The organism is Saccharopolyspora sp. NPDC045941, assembly GCF_056431445.1.
Genome location: NZ_JBWKKU010000019.1, coordinates 76,318 through 102,916, shown reverse-complemented (window position 1 = coordinate 102,916; position 26,599 = coordinate 76,318). Strand labels below are relative to the sequence as shown.

The following is a 26,599-nucleotide window of genomic DNA, read 5'->3' as shown; positions in this document are numbered from 1 at the left end:
CCGATTCCGCAAGCCGACGAGGAGTTCCCGCGATGCCACCCGCAGCCCGGATGGGCGATCCCACCTCCCACGGAGGCACCATCGGCCAGCCTCCCGCGGCCGCCGCCCTCAAGGTGGCCACCGTGCTCATCGGCGGCAAACCCGCCGCGGTGACGGGAAGTCAGCACGTGTGCCCGCTGCTGCCGCACACCGTGCTGAGCGCGGGGAACGTGCTCATGCCGAGCCCACCTCGCTCCGGCGTGGTGCTCATCGGCGGCCTGCCCGCCGCGCGGATGAACGACAAGACCACCTGCGGCGCGACCGTGGTCATCGGGGCGCCGAACGTGCTGATCGGAGGCCCGCTGTGAGCGAGCGCTTCATCGGCCGCGGCTGGGCCTTCCCGATGCGGGTCGGGGCGACCGGCGGGATCGCGATGGTCGAGCGGGAGCAGGAGATTGAGGAGGCGATCCGCCTCGTGCTGGGCACCGCGCCGGGCGAGCGCCCGATGCGCCCGGAATTCGGCTGCGGCATCCACGAGTACGTGTTCGCCCCGAGCGACGGCGCCACCGCCGGGCGCATCGCCCAGGAGGTGCGCAGCGCGCTGCGGCGCTGGGAACCCCGGATCGACGTGACCGACGTGGTCGTCGCGTTCGACACCGCCGAGGAAGGCGTGCTGTACATCGACGTGCACTACACGCTGCGCGCCACCAACGACCGCAGGAACCTCGTCTTCCCCTTCTACACGATCCCGCACAGCGCGGCGGAGGAGGACGCGGACTGATGGCCCTGCCCCTGCCGAACCTGGACGACCGCCGCTTCCAGGAACTCGTCGACGAGGCGAAGCGCTACGTGCAGCAGCGCGCCCCGGAGTGGACCGACCACAACGTCTCCGATCCGGGCGTGACCCTCATCGAGACGTTCGCGCACATGGTGGACCAGCTCATCTACCGGCTCAACAGGGTGCCGGAGAAGAACTACCTGGCGTTCCTCGACCTGCTGGGCGTCCGCCTGTTCCCGCCGGCGGCGGCGCGGGCCGACGTGACCTTCTGGCTGTCGGCCGCGCAGCCGGAGACGGTGCTCCTCCCGCTGGGCACCGAGGTCGCCACCGCGCGTTCGGAGACCGAGGAGGCGGTCGTCTTCGCCACCACCGGCGAACTGCCCATCGTGCCCTGCGAGCTGACGACGCTCGTGACGATCTCGGCAGCCGGGGCGCAGCAGAACCACACCGGCGACCTCGACGCGGGCAAGGACGTGCCGTGCTTCCAGGCGGAACCGGCCGTCGACGACGCCATGCTGTTCGGCCTCAGCAACGCCGTCCCGCGCTGCGTGGTCGCGGTGCGGCTGGACAGCCAGGTCGAAGGCATCGGCGTCGATCCCCGGCAGCCGCCGCTGGTGTGGGAGTCGTGGGACGGAGTGCGCTGGACGGAGTGCGCGGTCTTCGACGACACCACCGGCGGCCTCAACCGGCCCGGCGAGGTGGTGCTGCAGGTACCCGCCGGGCACGCCCTGTCGTCGGTGGCGGGCGTCCGGGCGGGCTGGTTGCGCTGCCGCGTCGTGGCCCCGGAACAGAACCAGCCGTTCTACTCCGAGTCGCCGACCGTCCGGGTGGCGGAGGCGTTCACCATCGGCGGCACCACGACCGTCGAGCACGCCGAGACCGTCACCGACGTCGCGCTGGGCCTCTCCGAAGGCGTGCCGGGCCAACGGTTCCGGCTCGACCGGGCGCCGGTGCTCACCGACGCGGAGCCGGTCGTGGTGCAGGTCGCCGCGGACGACGGCTGGCAGGACTGGCACGTCGTGGAGCACTTCGGCAACTCCGGCCCCGCCGACCGGCACGTCACGCTCGACGCGACGAACGGCGAGTTCCTCTTCCCGCCCGCCGTGCGCGCGCCGGACGGCACCTTGCGCCGGTTCGGGGCGGTGCCGCCCAAGGGCTCGCACATCAGGGTGCCGAAGTACCGCACCGGCGGCGGCCGGTCGGGCAACGTGGCGCGCGGCGCGATCTCGGTGCTGCGCAGCTCGGTGCCCTACGTGGCCGACGTCGAGAACCGCGAGGCCGCCGGTGGCGGCGTCGACGGGGAGACCGTCTCGGAGGCGAAAGTGCGCGCGCCGCACCAACTTCGGGTGCAGGAACGGGCCGTCACCGCCGCGGATTACGAGCAGATCGCGTGGCAGGCGGCGCCGGCCGCGGCCCGGATCCGCTGCCTGCCCGCGGGCGCGGAGCACGAGCCTGGCGCGGCCCGCGTGCTGGTCGTGCCGAACGCCGTGGCCGACGCGGGCGATCAGCTGCGCTTCGAGCAGCTGATCCCCTCGCCGCAGCTGCTCTCCGCGATCGCCGCCCGGCTCGACGAGCACCGGCTGCTGGGCACCCGCCTGGTCGTGGAGCCGCCGTTCTACCAGGGCATCACCGTCGTGGCGCGGATGCGTTCCGCGGAAGCCGACGCGAACCGGGTGAACCGGGACGCCGTCGCCGCGCTCTACCGGTACCTCAACCCGCTGCGCGGTGGCGCCGACGGCACCGGCTGGCCGTTCGGGCGACCGGTGCAGGTCGGCGAGGTCTTCGCCGTGCTCCAGCAGGTCGAGGGCGTCGAGCTGATCGACGAGATCCGGCTGTTCCCGGCCGATCCGATCACCGGGCAGCGGGGTACGCCGGTGGACCGCGTCGAGCTGGCTGACCACGCGCTGGTCTTCTCCCACCAGCACCAGGTGCTGGTGGGTTCCGGGGATCCGGCGGAAGGCCAGGGGCCGCGATGAGCCGCCGCGCGGTACCCGACCTGCCCAGCCGCTACCCGCTCGGCGACCTGCTGCCCGCGCTGTACGCCGGGGACGACTTCGCCCAGCGGTTCACCGCCGGCCTGGACTCGGTCCTCGCCCCGATCCTGTCCACCATGGACAACATCGCGGGCTACTTCGACCCGCGCGTGACGCCGGAGGACTTCGTGTCCTGGCTGGCCGGCTGGGTCGCGGTGGAGCTCGACCCGGCGTGGCCGCCGCCGCTGCGGCGGGCGGTCGTGATGCGCGCCATCGAACTGCACCGCCGCAACGGCACCGTGCGGGGGCTCGTGGACCGGCTCTGGCTGTGCGCCGGGGTGCACGCGCGGGTGCTCGACGGCCCGGGCGCGGTCTGGTCGACCCGGCCGGGCACCGCGCTGCCCGGCAACGCGATCACCCGGGCCGTGGTCCAGGTCTGGCCGGGCCGCTCGGCGGTGGACCGCAAGCAGGTCGACGCGGTGGTCGAGGCGGCCTGCCCGATCCACCTCACCTGCACCGTCGAGGTCCTGCCGGGGCCGCCACAACGGGAAGGGGGATGACCCGATGCGCTCCTGTTCGACGTGCGGCGCCCAAGTCGCCCGCGGCGAGGACTTCTGCACCACCTGCGGCGCCTACCTGGGCTGGGACAAGGGCACCGAACCCGAACCACCCGCCCCGGACCCATCAGCGCCGACGGCACGCATCCCGGTCCCGGCGGCACCCGGACCACCTGCGAAACCGGTCGCCGAGCCGGAGCAACCGGCCGCCGTGCAACCGGCGAAGCCCGTCGCACCACGGCCCGAGCCGAACGCGCCGGTCGCGGAGCAGGCTCCCGAGGGACCGCCGTGCGGCGCGTGCGGCGCCCCCAACCCGCCCGAACGGCGGTTCTGCATCCGCTGCGCCGCGCCGCTCACCCCGGATTCCGAAGCGCCGCAATCGAATCGCGCGCGCCGCCGGCGGCGCCGGATCGATCGCAGCAAGGTGTGGCGGCGGCTCGTCGTCCTCGCCGTGCTGATCGCCCTGGTGATCGGCGGCGTCCTGTTCTACCCGACCGGCCGGGAGATCGTCGAGGACGTGCTCGACAAGACCTTCGGGGCGGCGCCGATCGGACCGGTGAGCTCCAGCGCCAGCGGCGAGATGCCCGACCACCCGCGCGGCAAGGCCGTGGACGGGCTCAGGGACGTGTACTGGGGAACCGAGCGGCCCGGGGAATGGGCCGAGTTCAACTTCGATCACCCGTTCCGGCTGGTGGGCGTGCTGGTGAGCACCGGGCCGTCGCGGAAGGACGAGGAGTTCCGCAGCCAGGCCCGGCCCGCCCGGCTGGAGATCACCGCCACCAGCTCCGACGGCCGGACCCGCACCGAGACGGTCGACGTGCCCGACAGCCCGGCCCCGTACGAGGTCCGCATCAAGACCAGCGACGTGGTCAGGATCCGGGTGCACATCAAGACGGTGACCGGCCTGACCGAGGGCAAGCACATCGCGCTGGGCGAGCTCGAGTTCTTCGGGCGCAAGTGAGCGCCGGCTACTGCTCCAGGGGACGGACGGTGAGGCTCTGCTGCGCGGTCCCGATCGGGCCCCGGGCGTCGTGCAGGACGGTGCTGGTGAGGCCCTGACCGCGGCCGCCGAAGACGACGGTGGTGTCGAGCCCGGTCCAGCGGCCTTCCGGCTTGCGGTAGAGGTGGATCGACAGGTCGACGTTGGGGAACATCCACTTGGTCGGCTCCTGCCGCACGGCGATGCCGTTGGCCGTGTCGACGAGCGCCACGTAGGACGCCACCGGGCTGACCGGCTCGCCTGCCACGAGGTCGGTCCGGGTGGACACCCACGCCGTGTTGCGCCCGGGCCGGCGCGTGCCGACGGGCCGGGTGTCCAGCGACGCGATGAAGCCGCCCGGCCACAGGGAGTTCATCGGCCAGGGCGCCAGCGACTCGGGGTCCGGCAGCGGATCGGGTTCGCCCCCGGCGACCGCGCTGGTGTCCAGCTCCGCCAGGAACCACGCCCGGGCCCGGACCACGGGCCGCCCGGCGATGATCGCGGTGGCTTCCACCAGCTCGATGGTGCGGCCCGGCCGGGTCGTCTCCACCTGGATCTCGAACTCGTCGAGCGCGATCTTGCCCAGGATGTCGAAGCTGACGCGGCTGAGCAGCAGCTCGGGGCGGCCGGTCCGCGCGCGCTCGATCGAGTGGACGAGGAGCCCGCCCAGCGGGCTGAAGTGCTGCTCGTCGTTGCGCCACGCGCCGCTGGCGTGGGCGGTCGGCTTGAAGCGATGCGCGTCGAGCCGCTCGAAGTAGCTGGGCGTGCTCTCGGATGCCTCGGTCAACGCGGTCCTCTCCCCATGCTTGGCGGCGCGACTGGTCAGGACTACAGGATATGGACCGGATGGCCTAACACCCGGTGAGCATCGCCACAGCCGCACCGGTCAGTCGGCCGGGCCTTCGCTCGGCCGCCGCCGCTTCGGGACCTCGATCGCTTCGATGATCACGCCGACGGTGTCCTGGGTGTCGAAGTAGGCGAATCCGCCGTCGCCGTCGAGGCCGTAACCGCGCCCGGACTGCAGCAGCGGAATCCCGCTGTCCTGGAAGTCCTCGATCGCTTCGGCGATCGAGTCGACGTGGAAACCGAGGTGGTGCAGCCCGTGGCCGCGCTCCCGGAGCCACTCGTGGTAGATGCTCGGCCCGCGCAGGGGCTCGATCAGTTCCACCTGCGGCCCGGTGCCGGCCAGCGCGACCCGCATCGCGAACCCGGCTGCGGCGCCCCGGTAGGTGAGGTCTTGCACCGTCTCGGGCCCGTAGGTGTAGACGAGCCAGTCGTCCTCGCCGAGCAGCGGGCTCCAGGTTCGCATCCCGGCGCGCAGGTCGGGTACCAGGATGCCCACCTGCGCGACCGGCCGGGACCGCAGGCTCGGCGGCAGGAGTTCCTTTCGCGCTGGATCCATGTTCTCGCTCCTCCTCTTCGGGCCTCGTGGGTGTTGATTCCGGTAAAAACCGGCGCAGGCACTCACGAGTGTTCAGGCGGCCGCGGCGCGTTCGGTTTGCGACTCGCCGGCGCGGACGCCGGCGGTCTCGTGCAGCCGCCACGCGGACAGGAACGTCACCAGGCCCATCACCACCAGGAACACCGAGACCGAGGCGGAGGTGCCGGTCGTGGCGAACAGCGTCGTCATGAGCAGCGGCGTGCCACCGCTGACCACGATCGCGCCCAGCTGGTAGGCCAGGGACGCGCCGGAGTAGCGGATCCGCGGCGCGAACAGCTCCGCGAGGTATGCGGCGAGCGGGCCGTAGGTCAAGGCGGAGCCGATCAGGCCGACCGTGGTGGCGATCGCGATCAGCGGCAGCGATGCGGTGTCGACCAGCCAGAAGAACGGGAATCCCCAGACCGCGATCAACCCGGAACCGGCGAGGATCAGCGGCCGTCGGCCGAACCGGTCCGACAGCGCACCGCTGATCAGGATCGCGAACACCATCACCCCGGTCGCCACCAGCGAGATCATCAGCAGCGGGGTTCGGGCCACCCCGAGGGTTCGCGTCGCGTAGTCCAGCAGCCCCGAGATGCACGCGTAGAAGATGGCGTTGGTGGCGAACAGCAGACCGGTGCCGAGCAGCACGATCCGCTTGTGGTTGCGCAGAACCTCCGACAGCGGCGCCTGCTCGACCTTGCCGGGATCGGCCTTGCGCTGCTGCTCCAGCTGCCGGTAGACGGGACCGTCCTCGACCTTGAGCTGGATGTAGAGCACCACCGGGGCGAGCACGGCGCTGGCCAGGAACGGGATGCGCCAGCCCCACGAGGTGAACGACTCGGTGCTGGTGACCGCGGTGACGGCCAGGAACACCACGTTGCCCAGGATCACGCCCAGCGGCACGCCCATCTGCCCGAACGTGCCGGCGAAGCCGCGGCGCTTGGGGTCGGCGTTTTCCGTCAGCAGCAACACGATTCCGCCCCACTGGCCGCCGACCGCGATGCCCTGCAGGAACCGCAGCACCACCAGCACGATCGGCGCCAGCACGCCGATGGCGCTACTGGTGGGCAGCAGGCCGATGAGGAACGTCGCCGATCCCATCATCATCAGGCAGATGACGACGGCGCGTTTCCGGCCCACCTTGTCGCCCAGGTTGCCGAAGATCAGCCCGCCGATCGGGCGCGCGACGAATCCGGCCCAGAACGTCGCGAACGACAGCAGCACTCCCACCAGCGGCGAGGCGCCGGGGAAGAACAGCGGTCCGAACACCAGCGCTGCCGCGGTGGCGTAGATGAAGAAGTCGTACCACTCGATCGAGCTGGCGATCAGGCCGGCGGCCATGAGCCTGCGGGTGGCTCTGCGATCGGGCGCCTCGGTCGTTGCGGCGTTCTGCGCCATGGTCGGTCACCTCGTTGTGAGTCAAGAAATGATTTCTTCAATGGGCTTGCGTGGCGGCTGTCCTCGCCAAGAACCCCAGTGGGGTGGGCACCGCCTGGGAACCCGCGGCGTTGCAAGCCGAGTCCCCCACCGCATGCGGCTGACGCCGCGTCCTCCAAGAACCTCTGGGGAAGAACGGCTTCGGAGCGCGTCGGTAGCACCGCGTCCGATCGGCGCGGCGTCGTCAGGTGAGTCGTGGCCGGATCAGGCCATGTGCAGGCCGCCGTTGACGTGGATGACCTCGCCCTGCACGAAAGCGGCGGCGGAACCGCACAGGAAGGCCACCACGGAGGCGACCTCGCCGGGCTTGCCGAGCCGGCCCATCGGGGTGGCCGCGATCAGGTCCCCGCCCTTGGCGGCGACGAGGTCGTCCGTCATCGGCGTTTCGATGATCCCGGGCGAAACCACGTTGATCCGCGCGCGGTCGCCCAGTTCCCAGGCCAGGCTCCGGGAGAAGGACAGCAGCGCGCCCTTGGTGGCGGCGTAGTGGGCGTGCCGCGCGCTGCCGCGGTGCCCGGCGACGGAGGCGATGGGCACGATCGAGCCACCGCGGTTGAGGTGCGGCAGGGCCGCGCGGACGAGGAAGAAGACGCCGTCGAGGTTGATCGACACGACGCGGTGCCACTGCTCGTCGGTCATCTCGGCGACCGGCTGCTCGGGGTAGATCCCGGCGGCGGGAACCAGGTGGTCGATGCCGCCGAACCGCTCGACCGCGAGCCGCACGAACTCGTCGTTGGCGGCGGAGGAAGCGGCGTCGAGCACGAAGGTGGCGGTCCGGGCGCCGGTTGGATCCAGCGTCGTCGCCAGTTCGTGCAGGGCGTTCCCATCGAGATCGCCGAGTACGAGGTTCGCGCCCGCGTCGAAGAACTGCCGGGCGATCTCGCGGGCGATGGAGCCGCCCGCACCGGAGAGCACCAGCGTTTTTCCTTGGAAATCAGTCATGTTCGTCCTCGGCGAAGAGTTCTGGGTGCTTGGCCAGTTCCAGGCGCGTGCGCCGGATGTGGCCGGTGAGGAAGCGCTCGGCGTCGACGGTGTCGGCGCGCTTGATCGCTTCGATGATGAGCCGGTGCTCGAAGTTGATGAGCTGGTGCCCCGCCGGGGCGATGACCCGCGCGTAGGCGCGCCGGTAGTGCTGCGTGGTGTTCCAGAAGCGGTGCACCATCGAGGTGAGCTCGCGGTTTTCGCATCCGCCGTAGGTCGCCAGGTGCAGCTCGCGGTCCAGCAGCAGGAACCGGTCGACGTCGGTGTTCTCCTCGATCTCGTCCTGGATCCGCTCCATGCGGGCGATGTCGCCGGCGGTGAGGTTCGGGACGCTCTCGCTGAGCGCGAGCGGTTCGATGCGTTCGCGGATCTTGTAGATCCCCTCGCACTCGTTCATGTCCAGTTTGGACACCCAGGCGCCGGTGTTGGACTTCAGCACCGCGAGGCCTTCGGCGGCCAGGATCCGCAGCGCCTCGCGGACCGGCAACCGGCTGGCGCCGAGCCGGGCGGCCACGTTCTCCTGCCGGATCCGCGTGCCGGGCGCGAGTTCCCCGTTGAGGATCATGCTCCGCAGGTGCTCGGCGACCCGCTGGCTCGCCACCGTCGACGCCGTTGCCTTCTCGGACACCATCTCTCCCCAATGCTCTGTTTCCAGGCTCGTTTTGCGTGGCGGTGCGGGTGGCGGCCCCCCTGCGGGAATTACGGGCGTCTTCTCGCTGTGGGATCCCCGAGCCAATTCACCACGTCGGGGCTGTCCTCGCGAGAAAACATCTGAGAACCCGCAGCGGTGCAAGCTGCGAGGGTGGGCTGAGCGGCTGCGCCGCTTCAAAGGCAAAAGCCCTCCCTGCCACACCACGACATCCAAACAGCCTCTCTAGCCCGTTTCTTCCTGCTGAGGTTGCCATAGCAGGACCGGGGCGTTTTCCTCGTAGGCCTTTCCGTCCGGGTAGGACACCAGCTCCAGCTGCATGCCCCACGGCGTCAGGAAGTACACCCACCGCTGGCCCGCGCTGGCGCCGGAGCTGGTCGTGGGCTCGCCCAGCACGCGGACGCCGTGGCCGCGCAGGTGCTCGACGGCCGCATCGAGGTCGGTGACGTAGAAGGCAAGGTGGTGGCCGCCGACGTCGCCGTTGCGCGGCTGGGCCGTGCGCTGGTCCGGCGCTTCGTATTCGAAGATCTCGAAGTTGGGGCCGTTGGCGCACCGGAAGAACCGCAGTTCCCGCATCACCGTGCGGGGATGCACGTCCAGGTGCTCGGCCATCCATTCGCCGTCGGAGCGGAACGGGCCCAGGGAGTACACCAGCTCGCAGCCGATCACGTCCACGAAGAACCTGGTGGCCTCGTCCAGGTCGGGCACCGTGAATCCGACGTGCTCGACACCGGCCAGGCCGGGCAGCCCGCCGGGGCGCGGTCCGGGCATCGCGACCATCACCTCCACATCAAAGGGAACGACCATTGGATCCAATGGCGAAGTTGCGACAAGTTTCAGCCAGCTCCACCGACCTGTCAATACGCAGTTTTCAAGGGGCGTTCCGGAGCGAGGCGCGGGCACGCGCGAGCCACGCCCACCTGGAACACAGGGCGCCGATTTCGCGTGAAATCGGCGCTCCACGTGGGGACGAGGTGGCGAATTCGCGCGAAATCGCCACCGGCGCCAGGGCTCGGACGCCCCTTGGGGTGGCCTTGCGCGGAGCCCTTCCGAAACGGCCCCTTGAGTGGATCTTGAACCACGCCCTCGCCGGCTTGGGACTTGAAAATGGATCCAATCGATGTCACCGTTGGATCCATCTTCCGCCCGCCGCGCCGATAGCCGCGGCCGGCGCTCCGCCATCCCTGAAGGACGCCCGGCCCCGCCGGGTCGCACAGGAGAGTGCCATGCCTGAACACCGCAAGCTGACCGCGTCATCGCCGTGGATCGAGGTGACCACCACCGAGCCGGACTGGGCGGCCGCCGACCCGCGGCTGCTGCGGTCGATGTTCGCCCAGACGCTGCTGATCCGGGCCTTCGAGGAGTACGTCCTCGAACTCGCCGGCCAGGGCCTGATCCACGGCCCGGCGCACTCGAGCATCGGGCAGGAAGGCGGGGCCGTCGGCTCGATCCTGCCGCTGACCAGCAGCGACTTCGTCAACGGATCGCACCGCGGGCACCACCAGTTCCTGGCCAAGGCGCTCGGCCACGTCGCGCCGGAGGGCATCGACCCGCGGCAACCGGCCGACCCGGCGGTCGCCGAGGTGCTGTCCCGCAGCCTGGCGGAGATCTGCGGCCTGTCGCGCGGCTTCTGCCGCGGCCGCGGCGGCTCGATGCACCTGCAGTGGAAGGAAGCCGGGGCGATGGGCACCAACGCCATCGTCGGCGGCGGAGTCCCGCAGGCGGCCGGGTTCGCCTGGGCGGCCAAGCAGGCCGGAACCGACGCGGTGTCGGTGACCTACTTCGGCGACGGGGCGGTCAACATCGGCTCGGTGCTGGAGACCATGAACCTCGCCGCGGCGTGGCGGCTGCCGGTGTGCTTCTTCATCGAGAACAACCGCTACGCGGTGTCCACCCACGTCGACGAGGTGACCGCCGAGCCCCGGCTGTCGGCGCGCGGCCTCGGGTTCAACATCCCGAGCTGGCGGGTCGACGGGATGGATCCGCTGGCCGTGCACCTCGCCATGACCGAAGCCGTCGCGCACATGCGCTCCGGCGCGGGCCCCACCATCGTCGAGGCCGACGTCTACCGCTACTTCCACCAGAACGGGCCGTTCCCGGGCAGCGCGTTCGGCTACCGCACCAAGACGGAGGAGCAGGAGTGGCGGGCCCGCGACCCGCTGGCCCGGCTCGCCGAGCGGCTGGTGGCGCGCGGCATCCTCGGCGCCGACGACGTCGAGGCCGCCACCGAGCGGGCCAAGCGGCTGATGGCGTCGATCGGTGACGAGATCCTCGAAGCCGATCCGCAGGGCAAGCCCGGCCGGCGGCGGATCAAGCCCGGCGAATGGCCGGACCCGGCGTTCCGGGACGTCGGGGTGCGCGGTGACCTCGGCGAGTTCACCGACGCCCGCATCGCCGACCGCGACACCTTCACCGGCCGCACCGACCGGCGCAAGTTCATCGACGTGGTCTCCGAGGTGATGCGCCGGCGCATGGACGTCGACCCGGTGGTGGTCCTCGGCGAGGACGTGCACCGGCTCAAGGGCGGCACCAACGGGGCCACCCGAGGCCTGGCCGAGGCGCACCCGGACCGGGTGCTCGGCACGCCGATCAGCGAGAACGCCTTCACCGGCCTGGCCGGCGGCATCGCCCTCGACGGGCGTTACACGCCGGTCGTCGAGCTGATGTACGCCGACTTCATGTGGGTGGCGGCCGACCAGATCTTCAACCAGATCGGCAAGGCGCGGCACATGTTCGGCGGCGACAGCGACGTTCCGCTCGTGCTGCGCAGCAAGGTCGCGATGGGCACCGGCTACGGCTCGCAGCACTCGATGGATCCCGCCGGGATCTTCGCCACCGCGCCCGGCTGGCGCATCGTCGCCCCCTCCACACCGTTCGACTACGTGGGCCTGATGAACAGCGCCCTGCGGTGCAAGGACCCGGTGGTGGTGATCGAGCACGTCGACCTCTACGGCTCGGTCGGCGAGGCCCCGGTAGACGACTTCGATTACTGCCTGCCGGTCGGCAAGGCAGCGGTCCGCCGCACCGGCTCGGACATCACCGTGCTGACCTACCTGGCGATGACCGGGTACGCGCTGGACGCGGTCGAGCGGCTGGGCACCGTCGACGCCGAGGTCATCGACCTGCGCTGGCTGGACCGGGCCAGCATCGACTGGGAGACCATCGGCGCCAGCATCCGCAAGACGAACAACGTGCTCATCGCCGAGCAGGGCCCGCCCGGCACCTCCTACGGCTCGTGGCTCGCCGACGAGATCCAGCGCCGGTTCTTCGACTGGCTGGACCAGCCGGTGCAACGGGTGCACGGCGCTGAGGCCTCGCCGAGCATCAGCAAGGTGCTCGAACGCGCAGCGATCGCGCAGACCGACGAAATCGTCGACCGGCTCAAGAACATCACCGGCCGCTGACCCGAGGCACCCAGGAGGTAAAACATGGCCGAGCTTCTCCGCGTGCCCGAGGTGGCCGCCGACACCGCGGAAGTCGTGCTGTCGACCTGGCAGCTCACCGAGGGCACCGCGTTCGCCGAGGGCGACGCGCTCGTCGCGGTCGAGACCGACAAGGCCGAGGTCGAGATCAGCGCCGATTCCGCGGGAGTGCTACTGAAAACACTGTACGAGCCGGGTTCCGAGGTCGCCGTCGGGGCCGCGATCGCGGTGCTCGGCGCCGACGGCGAGCACGTCGCAGACGTCGATGCCCTGCTGGCGGAGCTGGGCGTCGCGGTCGCGCGGCCGGCGGAGACCAAGCAGGCGGTTCGCCGGGAGATCCCGGAATCCCGGCCTGCACCGGCACAATCCGCCGACCGCGGCGGCCGGATCTTCGCGAGCCCGCTGGCCCGGCGGCAGGCCAGGGACGCGGGCCTGGACCTGGCCGAGCTGACCGGCACCGGCCCGGGCGGCCGGATCGTGCGCCGCGACATCGAGGCCGCCATCGCCGCACGACAGCAGGAGTCGCCGGAAACCTCGCCGCAGCAGGCCGAATCCCCGCAGCCCGCACCGCCTTCCGATGCTTACGAGGACGTTCCGCACAGCCGGATGCGCAGGGTGATCGCGGCCCGGCTCACCGAGAGCAAGCAGACCACCCCGCACTTCTACCTGCGGGCCCGGATCCAGGTCGAAGCGCTGCTGGCGCTGCGCGAGCAGGTCAACTCGACCGGACCGGTGCGGGTCTCGGTCAACGACCTGCTGATCAAGGCGGTCGCCAAGGCGCATGCCGGGGTGCCGGAGATGAACGCGATCTGGCTACCCGACGCCGTCCGCCGGTTCCACCACGTCGACGTCTCCGTCGCCGTCGCGACCGGCGGCGGGCTGGTGACGCCCGTGCTGCGCGGCGTCGAGGACATGTCGGTCACGGCGATCGCCGGGCGGATGCGCGAGTACGTCGACAGGGCCAAGAACGGCGGGCTCCGCCCCGAGGAGTTGCAGGGCGGTTCGATCACGATCTCCAACCTGGGCATGTTCGGGGTGGCGGAGTTCGATGCCATCATCAACCCGCCGCAGGCGGCGATCCTGGCCGTCGGAGCGGCCCGGGAAGAGGCGGTGGTCCGCGACGGCCAGGTGGTGCCCGCCGAGGTGATCGACGTGGTGCTGTCGGTCGACCACCGGCCCGCCGACGGCGCCCTGGCGGCCAAGTGGCTCGACGCGTTCACCAAGACCGTCGAAAATCCCCTGCAGATCCTGATCTGATCGACGCCTCCGGGGCCGGCCGGTGGGCAGGCAGGCCCCGGAAATGGTGTCCCGAAAGGGAATCTCATTCGATCTCAACAGGTTCTTGACAGCTCATCCCTACCGTTCCGGCACATGAGATCACGCACCCTGGCGGCCGTGCTCGCCGCAAGTGCCGCGCTGACCTGGGCACCCGCCGCGCACTCCGCCGAAACCCCCGTCGTTTCCACTGCCGACGTCCTGCCGCACCTGCAGGAGTTCCAGCGGATCGCGGACCGCAACGGCGGCAACCGGGCGCACGGCACCCGCGGGTACCAGGAATCCCTGGACTATGTGAAGGAACGGCTCGACGAAGCGGGTTTCCGGACCTCCGTCGAGGAGTTCGAGCACGACGGGGCCAAGGGCAACAACCTGATCGCGGACTGGCCCGGCGGCGACGAGGACCAGGTGGTGCTCCTGGGCGCCCACCTCGACAGCGTGCCCGCCGGCCCGGGGATCAGCGACAACGCCACGGGTTCGGCCGCGATCCTGGCCACCGCGCTGGCCGTGAGCGAGACGCACCTGGCCCCGGCCAAGCACCTCCGATTCGCCTGGTGGGGCGCGGAGGAACCCGGGCTGATCGGCTCCGCGAAGTACGTGGCGGCGCGCACGCCCGAGGAGTTGGCGAAGATCGCGGTGTACCTCAACTTCGACATGACCGGCTCCAAGGGCGACCGGCAGTGGCTGGTGATCCACGCGGGCGCGCCCGCGACGGACGTGTTCGAACGCCACTTCGCCGACCAGGGCATCCCGACATTCGACATCGGCGTAGGCGGCTCGGACCACGAGTCCTTCGACGCGGCCGGGGTGCCGGTGTCCGGGTTCACCAACGGCATCGGCGCGTGCATCCACGACGCCTGCGACACGATCGACAACGTCGATCCGGAAGCCGAGGTCATCAGCACGAACGCCATCATCCAGGCGGTCTGGAGCGTGGCCGGTGCGTAACCGACTCCTCGTGACGGGCGCGGTCGCCGGCGTCATGGTGCTGGGCATCGCGACCGCGTCGGCCCAGCCCGGCGGCGGCGGCCTCGGCGACCCGTACTTCCCGGACGACGGGAACTCCGGCTACGACGTGACCCGCTACGACGTCGGCATCAGCTACGACCCGGCCAGGCCGGGCTACCTGGAAGGCGACACCACGGTGACCGCGACTGCGAGCGCGGAGCTGGACGGCTTTCACCTCGACCTGTCCGGATTTCAGGTCACCGAGGTGTCCGTCGACGGCGTCGCCGCGAAGTCGTTCGGCCGCGCGGGCGAGCACGAGCTGGTGATCACGCCCGCCCGCCCCATCGCCGCGGGCGCGTTGTTCGCCGTGCGCGTCCGGTATTCCGGGCGGCCTGGCGGTGGCGGCTGGCACACGTTCCCCAACGGCGGCGCCAACGCGTTGGGCGAGCCGCAGTCGGCCACGTCGTGGTACCCGGCAAACGACCACCCGTCCGACAAGGCCGCGTTCCACCTGACGGCCACCGTCCCCGAGGGCTGGACGGTGATCGGCAACGGGCTGCCCGGCGAGACCACCACCGCCGATGGCAAGGCGACCTTCCGGTGGCACGAAGACCAGCCGATCGCGACCTACCTGACGACGGTCGCGATCGACGAGTTCACCGTGCGCACGTCCGAGCTCTCCGACGGCACGCCGGTCATCAACGCCTACTCCCCCGGCACGCAGATCGACCCGGCCACCGAGGAGCAATACGTCGAGATCATGGACGTGCTGGCCGAGAAATTCGGGAAGTACCCGTTCTCCTCGGCGGGCAGCATCGTGCTCGGCCAGAGCTCCGGGGAGAACCCGGGCGCACTGGAAACCCAGACCCGGCCGACGTACTTCGGCGCCGTCTTCGACTTCTCGCTGCTGCACGAGAACGCCCACCAGTGGTTCGGCGACAACGTGTCGTTCACCGACTGGCGCGACGGCTGCATAGCCGAGTGCTTCGCCCAGTACTCCGTCCAGCTGTGGGAGGAGCACAACGGCGTCGACATCGACAAGTCGTTCTACGAATCCACTGTGGAGGAGGCGCGGAACGATCCGGCGTTCTGGTCGGTGAAGCTGTACGACCCGGGCCCGGAGAACCCGCTGCACCAAGCCTTGTACGACAAGGGTTCGCTGATGGTGCACGCGCTGCGCCGGAGCATCGGCGACGAGGCGTTCTTCGGCACCCTCCGGCAGTGGCAGACCAGGTACGCGGGCGGCAACGCCTCCTGGCCGCAGTTCGAGGAGCTGGCGGCGGAAGTATCCGGAAAGGATCTCGACGGCTTCTTCGAAGCCTGGGCGCACAGCACGACGATCCCGCCTGACCAGTACCTCTACCCGGCAGGACGCTGACCGGCGAGCCTGCCGGCCGACAGCGGCGCCGATTTCTATCACACCTGTGATAACGTGCGGCAATGCCAGCTCGGATCGACCTGGGACAGCGCAGCGAGGACGTCATCGAGGCGGCTTTCCGCCTCTTGGCGCCGAAGGACTCGGCGGTTGACGCGCGCTCCGAACCCATTCGGGGCGGCTGCGACCAAGGCGTGATCGCACGGGAAAGGGCTCACCTGGTGTTCGATTCGCACGTTGACCGGACTCGCGGGTGGATCTGCCATCGACGCCCTGCAGGGCCTGGCCGCGGAGTTGCTTGAGCGTCGATCGGGATTCGTCGTTTCCGCACGACGAATGCCGGTCTTCCGCCCGGTGGCCGAACAAGACCGGTGTGCGATCGCTCGTGCCCAGGGGCGTTCTCGACGCGCCGACGCCGAGCCGACCATCCAGTGACCTGGTACGCGCACTGTCAGGCATTGTTGCACTGCAAAGGGAGATCAGTTGTGCCCGCGTGGCTGTTCGCACTGCTCGCAGCGGCTTTCGTCTTCTACACCGATGATTACGTGATCGCGGGTGTTCTGCCGGAGATCGCGCGAGATCTGGGTGTCAGCGAGGCGCACGCCGGACAGCTGGTGACCGTCTTCTCCCTCACCGTCGCTCTCGCCGCGCCGATCGCCGGAGTCACCCTGGCGCGGGTGTCCCGCCGGTACCTGTTCACCGCCTCGTTCGTGATCTTCGTCGTGGCGAACCTCTTGGCGGCTACCGCAACCAGCTTCGGCCTCCTGGTGGCCCTGCGGGTCGTGGCGGCGATCGCGGCGGCGGCGTCCACCCCGGCGGTGTTCGCCTACGCCGCCGAGCGAGCTCCGGAAAGCCACATCGGCAGGTACGTCGCAGTAGTGGCGCTCGGCGTCACGGGCTCGATCGCGGCCGGCGTCCCGATCGGCACCTGGATCGGCGGCCATTGGGGCTGGCGAACGACATTCGTCTCGATGGCGGTGGCCGGAGCCGCGGCGCTGGCATTCTTGCTCGCAACCCTGCCTCGCGAGCGCGGCGAGGCCGGCGACGTGCCGAGCATCCCCGAACAGTTGCGCGCTCTCGCCAGCGCGCCGGTATCGCTCGGGCTCATGGCGAACTGCGCGCTCATGACCGGATCGATGATGATGCTCACCTACACGGCCCCCTACCTCGACGCGGTGAGCGAGGCCGACGTCGATCAGCGCGCACTCGCGTTCAGCTCCTCCGGGGTGGCCGGCATCGTCTGCATCTGGGCAGGCGGGAAGGCCACCGACCGGTGGGGTTCGGACCGCACACTGGTCGCCGGGATCAGCACCTTCACCGGCATCATGGTGCTCTTGGGCGTGCTCTGGTTCGCCCGCCCCGTACCGTTTTCCGCCCTCCTCGTGGTGGGAACGGTCTGGGGCGGCATGGCCTTCTGGAATTCCCCGGCGATTCAAGCGCGCCTCCACCTGCTCGCCGGACCGACCGCACCGCAGGCATTGGCGCTCAACACGTCGGGCACATACCTCGGAGTCTCGCTGGGCGGAGCCATCGGAGGGCTGACCCTGAGCAGCCTGGGGGCCGGACTGCTGCCGGCCGTCGCGGCAGTCCTCGGACTGAGCGCATTGGCGCTGCTGGCACTCGCCATCGCCGCCGCGAAGAAAACGCCTAGCGGTGCGGCGACTGCAGCGGAACGCTGAACCCCGCAACGGCGCGGGCCTCGACGTTGGCGCCACTCCAGACCTAATGCCGTGGGTGCGCGACGTGCAGCACTTCCACCCGGCAGGCCGCTGACCGGCGAGCAGGGCCGTGAGTCCTTTGTGTCGCTGCGGCAGCACAAAAGACTCACGGCCCACGCCCGCCCTTTCAGAGCCAGACGAGGCGGAGGTCGCGGATCAACGAGAAGCATTCCAGCGCGCCTTCGGCGGAGTCGGAGTTGCCGGTCCAGCCGTGCGGGCTGACGAACACCGCGCCCGGACCGTCGGCGTCGGGAGCGCGGCAGAAGTCCAAGCCCCACAGGTAGATCCGCGCGTCGGTGACCCCATCACCATCGCGCGCGACTTCGCACAACGCGAACTTCCTCGGCTGGTAAGCCCCGGCCAAGTCCTCCAGCACCGCCGGAAGCTCGTCCTCACCCCAAGGCCCCAGCGAAAAACGCGGCTCCAACATCCCGACTCCCATCTGCCGATCAACCTGCAAGAAGGTTATCGAGAAACTTGCTCCTTAACAGTCGCTGATCCAGGTGATCGATCTTCCGGTAGCCGATTTGGGTGCAGCGGGGTGCCAAGATGAGCGGCATGGCGATGTCCCCGGACCCGAAGGTGCTCAAGATCCAGATCGGGATCGAGTTGCGCCGCTTGCGCGAGAACGCAGGCCACACAGCAGCCGAAGCAGCAGAGGTCCTGGGCGGCGCGGTACCCAAGATCAGCAAGATCGAGAACGGCAAACAGGCCGCCACACCAGAAGAAGTCGAGAAGCTGGCCCACCTCTACGGCACACCGGCGAAACGCCGGAAGTACCTGGTGGGACTCGCAGCACAGGTCCCGAAACGCAGCCGTCGCCGAACCATGTACCGCGACGCCGTACCGGACTGGGTTCAACGATTCTTCGCCCTGGAATCCGAAGCCACCGAGATGAAGATCTACGAAGTAGAGATCATCACCGGGCTCTTCCAGATCGAGGACTACGCCCGGGCCACGCTGCTCGCATGGGAGCCTGCGGCCGACCCACGGCTCGTGGAAAGCCACGTCAAAACCCGGATGGAACGTCAAGCCGTACTCACGCGGACTGACCCGGCGCTCGATCTGCATGTCGTGCTCAGCGAGTCAGCATTGCACCGGGTGCAGGGCAGCCAAGACGTGATGGCGCGACAACTCGGCCACCTGCTTGAAGTCTCAGAGCTGCCGAACGTCCGACTCCAGGTCCTGCCGTTCGACGCCAATCGCATCGCTGTCACTTCATCGGCAGCATTGATGCATCTCTCCGACCAGCAACTTTCGACGGTGTACCTGGAGGACTTCCTCGGCGCCACCTATCTGTGGGAGCCGGAGGAATACACTCGGTACAGCGTCATCTTCGAGCGACTGAGCAACGCTGCACTGCCTGTCCCGAAGACCCGACAACTCATTGCTCGCGTGCTCAAGAAGTACCGGTGACCACCGGGAGGAACAACGATGTCGGCCTTAGCTCTTGAGAATGCCGCTTGGCGCAAGTCCAGCTACAGCCAGGGCAACGGCGGCGTGTGCGTCGAGGTTGCTGTTCAGCCGACTGTCGTCGGTGTTCGGGACTCGAAGGATCCCGATGGCCCGGTGCTCGTCTTCGACTCCGGCTCCTTCGCGCGGTTCCTCGGCACCTTGAAGGGCTAGGCACGCAGAATTGCCCGTTCAGGGCCAACTTCGTCTGCAGAGCCAACTTCCGGAGGATTGCGCGCGCGCCGGGGCTGCCGCACGCTACCCGAGGGATCGCCGCCGCCACCGCGCCCGGCTGCGGCGCACACGGCGGTCGGGAGGCCCGATGGTGCAACCGGAGCAGAGCATGCGCCCGACGCTGCTCGGCGTCCGGGTGCCCCGCATCGAGGACGACCGCTTGGTCACCGGGCGCGGCCGGTACATCGCCGACGTCGTCCTGCCCGGCATGGTCGAGGCCGCGTTCGTCCGCAGCGACGTGCCGCACGCGCGGGTGCGCGGTGTCGAGACGGCGGCCGCGCTGGATTCCCCCGGGGTGCACGCGGCGTTCTCCGGTGCGGACCTCGACGTTCGCGCCGTTCCGGACCTGATGCCCTGGGTGCGCGGCGTGCAGCACTTCCCGCTGGCGCGCGACCGGGTTCGCTTCGTCGGCTGCCCACTGGCGGTGGTCGTCGCCGACGACCGCTACCTCGCCGAGGACGCCGCCGAACTGGTCGACGCCGACCTCGAACCGCTGCCCGCCGTCGACACAGCCGAGGACGCCCTCGCCGAGGACGCACCGCTGCTCTACCCGGAGTGGGGCGACAACCTCCTGCTGTCGATGCCCGCCCCGGAGAACCCCGCCGTGAACGAGGCGTTCGAGCGGCTGCGCACGATCAGCGGCACCTACACCACGCACCGCCACGCGGCCGTGCCCATGGAACCCCGCGGCGTCGTGGCCGAGTACCGCGACGACCGGCTGACGGTGTGGACCTCCACCCAGGCCGCCTTCATCGTGCGATCGATGCTCTCCCAGGTGCTGGGCCTGCCGGAACGCGACATCCGGGTGATCACGCCCGACGTCGGCGGCGGATTCGGGCAGAAGAACGAGGTCTACCCCGAGGACTACGTGGTCCCGTGGCTGGCGATGCGGCTGCGCCGCCCGGTGCGCTGGCTCGAAGACCGCCACGAGCACCTGATCACCGCCTGCCACGCCCGCGACATGCGCATCGAGCTGTCCGCCGCGGTCCGCGACGACGGCACCATCGCGGCGCTGCGCGGGCGGGTGCGCACCGATCTGGGTTCCGGCGAGGTGTTCCCCGGCGGGTTCGGCCCCAGCCTGGTCGCCGTCGGTTCGCTGTGCGGGCCGTACCGGATTCCGCACCAGTGCGTGGCGGTGCAGGGCGTGGTCACCAACAAGACGCCGCTCGGCGCCTACCGCGGTTTCGGCATGCCGGAGGGCACCTTCGCCATCGAGCGGCTGGTGGACAAGATCGGGCGCGAGCTGGGCATCGATCCGGTCGAGCTGCGCCGCCGGATGATCCTCGATCCGCACGAGCTCCCCTACGAGACCGCCGCCGGTGCCCGGCTGGACTCCGGCAGCCACCGCGCGGCCTTCGACCGCGCCGTCGAGATCGGCGAGCGGCTGCTGGCCGCCGAACAGGAACGCGCCGAGCCCGGCACGCGCCTCGGCGTCGGCTACGCCACCTACATCGAAGGCGTTGCCGCCAGCGCGTTCTCGATCACCGGCACCTGGAGCGGGCAGGATTCCGCGGACGTGCGCTTCGACGCCGACGGCGGCGTCACCGCGGCGGTGGGCGTCTCGGCCATGGGCCAGGGCGCGCACACCACGGTCGCCACCCTCGTCGCCGAGGAGCTCGCCCTGCCGATCGAGCAGGTGCGGGTCGTGATGGGCGACACCGACACCGCCCCGTTCGGCCTGGGCAGCTGGGCCAGCCGCGGCGCCGTCGTCGCCGGCGGCGCGATCGCGCAGGCCGCGGAAGTGTTGCGGCGCAAGGGAACCGAGATCGCCGCGCACCTGCTGGAAGCCGCGCCGGAAGACCTGGAGCTCGCCGACGGCGGATTCCAGGTGCGCGGCAGCCCCGGCAGCTCGGTGCCCTGGGAGCGGGTGGCGCGGGTGGCGCTGACCCGCACCTTCGAGCTGCCGCCGGGCATGGCGCCCGGGCTCGACGCGCGCGCGAGCTACGAGCCGCCCGGGATGGACCACGTGCCGCGTCCCGACGGGAAGATGAACGCCTCGACCACCTACACCAACGCCGCGCACGCCGCGGTCGTCGCGGTCGATCCCGCCACCGGCGAGGTGCGGGTGGTGCGGTACGCGGTCGTGCACGACTGCGGGCAGGTGATCAACCCGCTGACCGTCGCCGGGCAGATCCACGGCGGCGTCGCGCAGGGCATCGGCGGCACGCTCTACGAGCAGCTGCCCTACGAGGACGGCCAGCCGCTGGCCACCACGTTCATGGAGTACCTGCTGCCCACCGCCTGCGAGATCCCGGACATCGCGACCGAGGAGTTGTGCAGCCCGGCACCCGAAACCCCGTTCGGGATCAAGGGCGTCGGCGAGGCGGGCATCATCGGCCCGCCGGCCGCGATCGTGCGCGCCGTCGAGCACGCCCTGGAACCGCTGGGGGTGGCCGACATCAACACCACGCCGCTGACGCCGTCGGTGGTGCGGCGGCTGATCGAGGAGGCCGCGTCGTGAAGCCGCCGCCGTTCGACTACGTCCGCCCCGGCAGCCTCGGCGAAGCGGTGCGGCTGCTCGCCGTCGACGAGGACGCGAAGGCCCTCGCCGGTGGGCAGAGCCTGCTGCCGATGATGAACTTCCGGCTTGCCCGCCCGAGCGTCCTGGTCGACATCGGCCGCCTGCCCGAGCTGACCGAACTGCGCCGCGAAGACGGCGTCCTGGTCATCGGAGCGGGCGTGCGGCAGCGGGCCGCCGAGACCTCGCCGCTGGTGCGGCAGGCCTGCCCGCTGCTCGGTCAGGCGCTGCGCCATGTCGGCCACCACCAGGTCCGCTCGCGCGGCACCATCGGCGGCTCCCTGGCGCACGCGGACCCGGCGGCGGAGCTGTGCGCGGCCGCGTGCGCCCTCGACGCCGAGGTCGTGGTGACGGGCACCGGCGGCCGGCGCACCGTGCCCGCCGACGAGCTGTTCGTCGCCCCCTACCAGACCTCGCTGGCCGCCGACGAGATCCTCGCCGAGGTGCGGCTGCCGATCCGCGGCGCCCGCCACGGCTTCGCCGAGATCGCCCGGCGGGCCGGGGATTTCGCCCTCGCCGGCGTGGCCGCGGCCCTGGAGTTCGACGGCGGCACCGTGACCCGCGCACGACTTGCCGGTCTCGGCATCGGCGGCACGGTGCGGCGGCTGCCGGAGGCCGAAGAGGTCCTGCTCGGGCGGGCGCTCGACGCCGATGCGATCGGTGCCGCGGCAGACGCCGCCGCCGACTCCGCCACGCCGCCCGACGACCTCCACGCCGATCCGGAAACCCGCCGCGCCGCACTGCGCGCGGCGGCACAGCGAGCCCTGGAGCAGGTGGCGCATGACTGACGTCCCGGCCGCGAACCGCGAGATCGCGCTCACCGTCAACGGTCGCGAGGTCCGCCGCCTCGTGCCGGTGCGCCGCCTGCTGGTGGACTTCCTGCGCGACGACCTCGGCCACACCGGCACCCACGCCGGCTGCGAGCACGGTGTCTGCGGCGCGTGCACGGTCCTCATCGACGGCGAGCCCGCGCGTTCCTGCATCACGCTCACCGTGCAGGCCGACGGAGCCGAGGTGACCACGGTGGAAGGCCTCACCCCCGACGGGGGCTTGAGCCCGATGCAGCAGGCGTTCAAGGACTGCCACGGACTCCAGTGCGGTTTCTGCACGCCGGGGTTCATCACGACGCTGTCCGCCGCCGATCCCGAAGAGCACCCCGACGACGAGGCCATCCGCGAGCTGCTGTCCGGGAACATCTGCCGCTGCACGGGCTACCAGCACATCGTCGACGCCGTCAACGAGGCCTGGGGCCGGGGGTAGAGCTTGTTTCCAGGCTCGTTCTGCGTAGCGGTGCGAGTGGCGGCCCCCTATGGGAATTACGGTCGCCTTCTCGCTGTGGGATCCCCGGCATCATGAATGGCCAGGTCGGGTGGTGGCTTCGAAATGGTGAGGTGAACGGCCTGTTCACCTCGCCTATTGGGATGAACGGTCCGTTCACTCCACACCGGCCGATGCCCGTCGACGCCGGGCGGCTGCAGCGAACGGACCGTTCACCTCACCTACCGAGGCGAACAGGTCGTTGACTCCACACCAGCCACCGACGACTCACCACTGCGCCAACGGGTTCACAAACAGCCGCTGTGTATAGCAGCCCGGTTCAGAGCGATTCGAGGAACGCGAGCGCGACCGACCACGCCTCCGTGGTGGCCTCCGCGTCGTAGTCCGGCAGGTCCGGGTCTGTGAACAGGTGCCCGGCGCCCGGGTACTGGAAGATCTCGACGTCCGCCCCGGCCCGCCGCATCTGCAGGTACCAGGAGTTCAGCCAGTCGGCCGTCTCGAACGGATCGGGATCGGCGACGTGCAGCTGCACGGGCAGGTCGTCGACGGCCGCGTTCTCGGCGATGTCCGAGGTGCCGTGCAGGAGCAGCAGGCCGCGGGCCTTCTCGTCGGCCAGCGCGAGGTTCTGCGCGATGGCCGCGCCCAACGACAACCCGGCGTACACCAGCCCCTTGTCGCTGTGAGGGGCCGCCGCCTGCACGGCGCGGCGCAGCAGCTCGTCCCGGCCGATCTCCTCCGTGATGCGCATGCCGTCCTCGACCGTCTCCGCGGTCCGGCCGTCGAAGAGGTCGGGGACGTGCACCTCGTGACCGGCCACGCGCAGCCGTTCGGCGGCGGCTTGCACGGCGGGCCGCAGACCGAACGCGGAATGAAGCAACAGGATGTCCACGGGGACATCCAATCAGCCCGCCGCGACCGGGACCCGGGACGGGCAGGGCCGCCAACTCATTGCAATAGTCATTGACACAGTCGTCGATGTCATCGATCCTGATACCTGTTACTCGCGTTAGCAGGTATCGCCGGGTAACGCGAGACACCGCCGTCACCGTCGCAGGGAGCGCCCATGACCGGCAGCATCGCCCGGGACCACGGAACGCCGCCGCAGTCCGACCGCGCCGATTTCGCGGACCGGCTGCTGCGCTCCTCGGAGATCCTCTCCTACGACCCGGTCCAGAAGGTGGACTGGGAGACGCCGCTGGACACGAGCTACCACGGCACGAGCCCCGAGTGGAGCACGCTGTACGGCACCTCCTACTGGCAGGAGATGACGCCGGAGCAGCAGCGCGAGCTGACGCGCCAGGAGGCCGCGTCGGTGGCGAGCACCGGCATCTGGTTCGAGATGATCCTGCAGCAGATGGTGCTGCGGGACTTCTACGCGAAGGACCCGACCGATCCCGCCTTCCAGTGGGCGCTGACCGAGATCGCCGACGAGTGCCGGCACTCGATCATGTTCGCGCGCGGCGCCGCGAAGCTGCGCGCCCCGGCGTACCGGCCGACCCGGTTGGTGGTGGAGCTCGGCCGCGTGTTCAAGACCGTCGCGTTCGGCGAGGCCGCCTACGCGGCGATCCTGGTCGCCGAGGAGGTCCTGGACGTCATGCAGCGGGACTGGATGCGCGACGAGCGGGTCGTGCCGTTCGTCCGGACGGTGAACAACATCCACGTCGTCGAGGAATCGCGGCACATGAAGTTCGCCCGCGAGGAGACCAAAACACGGCTGGAGGGCGCGGGCCGGCTGCGTCGGCAGATCACCGCGGTCGTGGTGGCCGGCGCGTCGTACTTCATCGTCACCAGCATGTGGAACCGCAAGGTGTACGAGAACGCCGGGCTCGACCCGAAGCGGGCCATCCGCGAGGCGAAGGCGAACGAGCACCACAGGTCGATGCTGCGCTCCAGCTGCGCCGGCCTGATGGAGTTCCTCAGCTCCGCCGGCCTGCTCACCAAGGCATCGCAGTGGTTCTACAAGCGCGCGAACCTGATCTGAGCCCATGGCGTACGCGATCACCCAGACCTGCTGCAACGACGCGACCTGCGTGAAGGTCTGCCCGGTCAACTGCATCCACCCGACGCCGGACGAGCCGGACTTCGGCACCACCGAGATGCTCTACATCGACCCCGCCTCCTGCATCGACTGCGGCGCCTGCGCCGATGCCTGCCCGGTCGAGGCGATCTTCCCGGTGGAGCACCTGACCGCGCCGCTGCAGGCGTACGCCGAGGTCAACGCCGCCTACTACGCGGGCGCGGAGCCCGCGGCGGAGACGGCCGATCCGGCGCCGAACTTCCACCGCTGGGGTCCTCCGGTGTTCGGCCGCGCCATCCCCAGTGACTTCGCGCCGCTGGACGTCGCGGTCGTGGGCACCGGCCCCGCGGGCATGTACGCGGTGGAGGACCTGCTCCTGCGCACCAACTCCCGGGTCACGCTGATCGACCGGCTGCCCGTCACGGGCGGGCTCGTGCGCTACGGCGTCGCGCCCGACCACCCGTCGACGAAGAAGATCGGCGAGACCTTCAGCCGCTTCCACACCCACCCGCGGCTGCGGCTGCGCCTGGGCGTCGAGGTCGGCAGCGACGTCACCGCCGACGAGCTCGCCGCCCGGCACGACGCGGTGATCTACGCCGTCGGCGCCTCCTCGGCGCGCCGTCTCGGCATTCCCGGCGAGGACCTGCCCGGCAGCGTCGCCGCCACCACCCTCGTGGGCTGGTACAACGGGCACCCGGACGTCCCGGCCGATGCGATCGACCTCTCGGCGGAGCGGGTGGTCGTGGTGGGCAACGGCAACGTCGCGCTCGACGTGGCCAGGATCCTGACCGCGGATCCGGCGGCCTTGGAAAGCACCAGCATCTCCCCCGCCGCGCTGGCGCAGCTCCGGTCGAGCAAGGTCCGCGAGGTCGTGCTCCTCGGCCGCCGCGGCCCCGAATCCGCCGCGTACACGACGCCGGAGCTGCTCGCGCTCACCCAGCTCGACGACGTCGAACTCGTCGTGGACGGCCACGACGCGCAGATCGAGGCGGCCATCGAGACCGCACCCGCCGGCGGCAAGGCGAACCTGCTCCGGGGCCTCCCGCGCGAGGCCGTCGACTGGTCCGCGCCGCCCCTGCACGGGCGCCGCCGCATTGTGCTCCGCTTCCACTCCGCGCCGGTGGAGATCAGCGGCGACACGCAGGTGCGCGCGCTGCGCGTCACCGGCCACGCCGGCGAAGTGGAAGTCACCGCCGGCCAGGTGGTGCGGGCGATCGGTTACCGGGGCACGGAACTGCCCGGCCTGCCCTTCGACGAGAGCACCGGCACCATCCCGCACGCGGACGGCCGGGTGGACGGACGGCCGGGGACCTACGTCGTGGGCTGGATCAAGCGCGGCCCCACCGGCGGCATCGGCGCCAACCGGACGTGCGCCCGGGAAACGGTCGACGCGCTGCTCGACGACGCCATCGCCGGCCGCCTCCCGGCATCGCGCTGACGGCGGCCTCGCCGGGCCCGCGGCAGGGCTTGCCCCGCCCCGCCGCGGGTCCGGCGAACTCCCTGGACTCGTAGAACCCGAGGGCAACGGTAGTCGCAGAAGGCGAAGCAGCGATGTCCTCGAATCTGGGATCGTCCGTCCGCCACACCGGCGACGCGCACTGGGGCG

The 26,599-nt window shown here is 70.5% G+C and carries 25 protein-coding genes; 17 read left to right on the top strand and 8 right to left on the bottom strand.

Annotated elements, in window-relative coordinates:
- The first annotated feature begins 32 nt into the window (after window positions 1-32).
- Genes AC07FN_RS17820 through AC07FN_RS17800 form a run of 5 tightly spaced genes read left to right on the top strand, consistent with a single transcriptional unit; the run spans window position 33 to window position 4,248 of the window.
- Entirely contained in the window at window positions 33-347 is a 315-nt protein-coding gene (locus AC07FN_RS17820; RefSeq protein ID WP_358566273.1) for a PAAR domain-containing protein, read from the top strand.
- Window positions 344-760 (top strand): GPW/gp25 family protein, encoded by a 417-nt coding sequence (locus tag AC07FN_RS17815; RefSeq protein ID WP_478396601.1) that lies wholly within the window; start codon window positions 344-346, stop codon window positions 758-760. Before AC07FN_RS17820 ends, AC07FN_RS17815 begins: the two co-directional genes overlap by 4 nt.
- Complete coding sequence (locus AC07FN_RS17810) at window positions 760-2,733, top strand: putative baseplate assembly protein (protein WP_478396600.1); 1,974 nt, start codon at window positions 760-762, stop codon at window positions 2,731-2,733. Before AC07FN_RS17815 ends, AC07FN_RS17810 begins: the two co-directional genes overlap by 1 nt.
- Window positions 2,730-3,290, top strand: a complete 561-nt coding sequence (locus tag AC07FN_RS17805) for a phage tail protein (protein ID WP_478396599.1) — start codon at window positions 2,730-2,732, stop codon at window positions 3,288-3,290. The genes AC07FN_RS17810 and AC07FN_RS17805 overlap by 4 nt, the downstream gene beginning before the upstream one ends.
- A gap of 4 nt (window positions 3,291-3,294) precedes the next feature.
- Window positions 3,295-4,248 (top strand): discoidin domain-containing protein, encoded by a 954-nt coding sequence (locus AC07FN_RS17800; protein ID WP_478396598.1) that lies wholly within the window; start codon window positions 3,295-3,297, stop codon window positions 4,246-4,248.
- A gap of 7 nt (window positions 4,249-4,255) precedes the next feature.
- On the opposite strand, the gene AC07FN_RS17795 is transcribed toward AC07FN_RS17800, so the two are convergent.
- The 6 genes from AC07FN_RS17795 to AC07FN_RS17770 form a co-directional block, all read right to left on the bottom strand.
- Window positions 4,256-5,053: a thioesterase family protein gene (locus tag AC07FN_RS17795; protein WP_478396597.1), complete on the bottom strand. Its 798-nt coding sequence runs from the start codon at window positions 5,051-5,053 to the stop codon at window positions 4,256-4,258.
- A gap of 99 nt (window positions 5,054-5,152) precedes the next feature.
- A complete protein-coding gene (locus AC07FN_RS17790) occupies window positions 5,153-5,668 on the bottom strand; it encodes a VOC family protein (protein ID WP_478396596.1) in 516 nt (171 codons plus the stop codon).
- Window positions 5,669-5,740: 72 nt separating this feature from the next.
- Window positions 5,741-7,087 (bottom strand): MFS transporter, encoded by a 1,347-nt coding sequence (locus AC07FN_RS17785; protein WP_478396595.1) that lies wholly within the window; start codon window positions 7,085-7,087, stop codon window positions 5,741-5,743.
- 243 nt (window positions 7,088-7,330) lie between these two features.
- Window positions 7,331-8,068 (bottom strand): SDR family NAD(P)-dependent oxidoreductase, encoded by a 738-nt coding sequence (locus AC07FN_RS17780; RefSeq protein ID WP_478396594.1) that lies wholly within the window; start codon window positions 8,066-8,068, stop codon window positions 7,331-7,333.
- Window positions 8,061-8,738, bottom strand: coding sequence for a GntR family transcriptional regulator (locus AC07FN_RS17775; protein ID WP_478396593.1), 678 nt, complete (start codon window positions 8,736-8,738; stop codon window positions 8,061-8,063). Before AC07FN_RS17775 ends, AC07FN_RS17780 begins: the two co-directional genes overlap by 8 nt.
- A gap of 243 nt (window positions 8,739-8,981) precedes the next feature.
- Entirely contained in the window at window positions 8,982-9,527 is a 546-nt protein-coding gene (locus AC07FN_RS17770) for a VOC family protein (RefSeq protein ID WP_478396592.1), read from the bottom strand.
- A gap of 455 nt (window positions 9,528-9,982) precedes the next feature.
- Between AC07FN_RS17770 and AC07FN_RS17765 the strand changes: the two genes are divergently transcribed.
- From AC07FN_RS17765 to AC07FN_RS17745, 5 genes are all read left to right on the top strand, one after another.
- A complete protein-coding gene (locus AC07FN_RS17765; RefSeq protein ID WP_478396591.1) occupies window positions 9,983-12,160 on the top strand; it encodes an alpha-ketoacid dehydrogenase subunit alpha/beta in 2,178 nt (725 codons plus the stop codon).
- Between the two features lie 24 nt (window positions 12,161-12,184).
- Window positions 12,185-13,435, top strand: a complete 1,251-nt coding sequence (locus tag AC07FN_RS17760) for a dihydrolipoamide acetyltransferase family protein (protein ID WP_478396590.1) — start codon at window positions 12,185-12,187, stop codon at window positions 13,433-13,435.
- Window positions 13,436-13,549: 114 nt separating this feature from the next.
- Window positions 13,550-14,401, top strand: coding sequence for a M20/M25/M40 family metallo-hydrolase (locus AC07FN_RS17755; protein ID WP_478396589.1), 852 nt, complete (start codon window positions 13,550-13,552; stop codon window positions 14,399-14,401).
- The gene (locus tag AC07FN_RS17750) at window positions 14,394-15,779 is read left to right on the top strand and encodes a M1 family metallopeptidase (protein ID WP_478396588.1); all 1,386 of its coding nucleotides are present in this window, start codon (window positions 14,394-14,396) and stop codon (window positions 15,777-15,779) included. The genes AC07FN_RS17755 and AC07FN_RS17750 overlap by 8 nt, the downstream gene beginning before the upstream one ends.
- Before the next feature lie 482 nt (window positions 15,780-16,261).
- Window positions 16,262-17,455 (top strand): MFS transporter, encoded by a 1,194-nt coding sequence (locus tag AC07FN_RS17745; RefSeq protein ID WP_478396587.1) that lies wholly within the window; start codon window positions 16,262-16,264, stop codon window positions 17,453-17,455.
- A gap of 166 nt (window positions 17,456-17,621) precedes the next feature.
- On the opposite strand, the gene AC07FN_RS17740 is transcribed toward AC07FN_RS17745, so the two are convergent.
- Window positions 17,622-17,924 carry a hypothetical protein gene (locus AC07FN_RS17740; protein ID WP_478396586.1) on the bottom strand — a complete coding sequence of 101 codons (303 nt, stop codon included), beginning with the start codon at window positions 17,922-17,924 and terminating at the stop codon, window positions 17,622-17,624.
- 119 nt (window positions 17,925-18,043) lie between these two features.
- Here AC07FN_RS17740 and AC07FN_RS17735 point away from each other — a divergent pair, with 119 nt between their 5' ends.
- The 5 genes from AC07FN_RS17735 to AC07FN_RS17715 all read left to right on the top strand — a co-directional run bounded on the left by AC07FN_RS17735 (window position 18,044) and on the right by AC07FN_RS17715 (window position 22,958).
- Window positions 18,044-18,910, top strand: coding sequence for a helix-turn-helix domain-containing protein (locus AC07FN_RS17735; RefSeq protein ID WP_478396585.1), 867 nt, complete (start codon window positions 18,044-18,046; stop codon window positions 18,908-18,910).
- Window positions 18,911-18,928: 18 nt separating this feature from the next.
- Entirely contained in the window at window positions 18,929-19,120 is a 192-nt protein-coding gene (locus tag AC07FN_RS17730; protein ID WP_478396584.1) for a DUF397 domain-containing protein, read from the top strand.
- A gap of 148 nt (window positions 19,121-19,268) precedes the next feature.
- Window positions 19,269-21,641 carry a xanthine dehydrogenase family protein molybdopterin-binding subunit gene (locus AC07FN_RS17725; RefSeq protein WP_478396583.1) on the top strand — a complete coding sequence of 791 codons (2,373 nt, stop codon included), beginning with the start codon at window positions 19,269-19,271 and terminating at the stop codon, window positions 21,639-21,641.
- Window positions 21,638-22,486, top strand: a complete 849-nt coding sequence (locus AC07FN_RS17720) for an FAD binding domain-containing protein (RefSeq protein ID WP_478396582.1) — start codon at window positions 21,638-21,640, stop codon at window positions 22,484-22,486. The genes AC07FN_RS17725 and AC07FN_RS17720 overlap by 4 nt, the downstream gene beginning before the upstream one ends.
- Window positions 22,479-22,958 carry a (2Fe-2S)-binding protein gene (locus AC07FN_RS17715; protein WP_478396581.1) on the top strand — a complete coding sequence of 160 codons (480 nt, stop codon included), beginning with the start codon at window positions 22,479-22,481 and terminating at the stop codon, window positions 22,956-22,958. Before AC07FN_RS17720 ends, AC07FN_RS17715 begins: the two co-directional genes overlap by 8 nt.
- A 337-nt stretch (window positions 22,959-23,295) precedes the next feature.
- Here the strand turns inward: AC07FN_RS17715 and AC07FN_RS17710 are convergent, their stop codons facing one another.
- Window positions 23,296-23,865, bottom strand: a complete 570-nt coding sequence (locus AC07FN_RS17710) for a dienelactone hydrolase family protein (protein ID WP_452617710.1) — start codon at window positions 23,863-23,865, stop codon at window positions 23,296-23,298.
- Between the two features lie 174 nt (window positions 23,866-24,039).
- Here AC07FN_RS17710 and AC07FN_RS17705 point away from each other — a divergent pair, with 174 nt between their 5' ends.
- Window positions 24,040-24,957, top strand: a complete 918-nt coding sequence (locus AC07FN_RS17705; protein ID WP_478396580.1) for an AurF N-oxygenase family protein — start codon at window positions 24,040-24,042, stop codon at window positions 24,955-24,957.
- A gap of 4 nt (window positions 24,958-24,961) precedes the next feature.
- Window positions 24,962-26,431 (top strand): FAD-dependent oxidoreductase, encoded by a 1,470-nt coding sequence (locus AC07FN_RS17700; protein ID WP_478396579.1) that lies wholly within the window; start codon window positions 24,962-24,964, stop codon window positions 26,429-26,431.
- The last annotated feature ends 168 nt before the right edge of the window (window positions 26,432-26,599 follow it).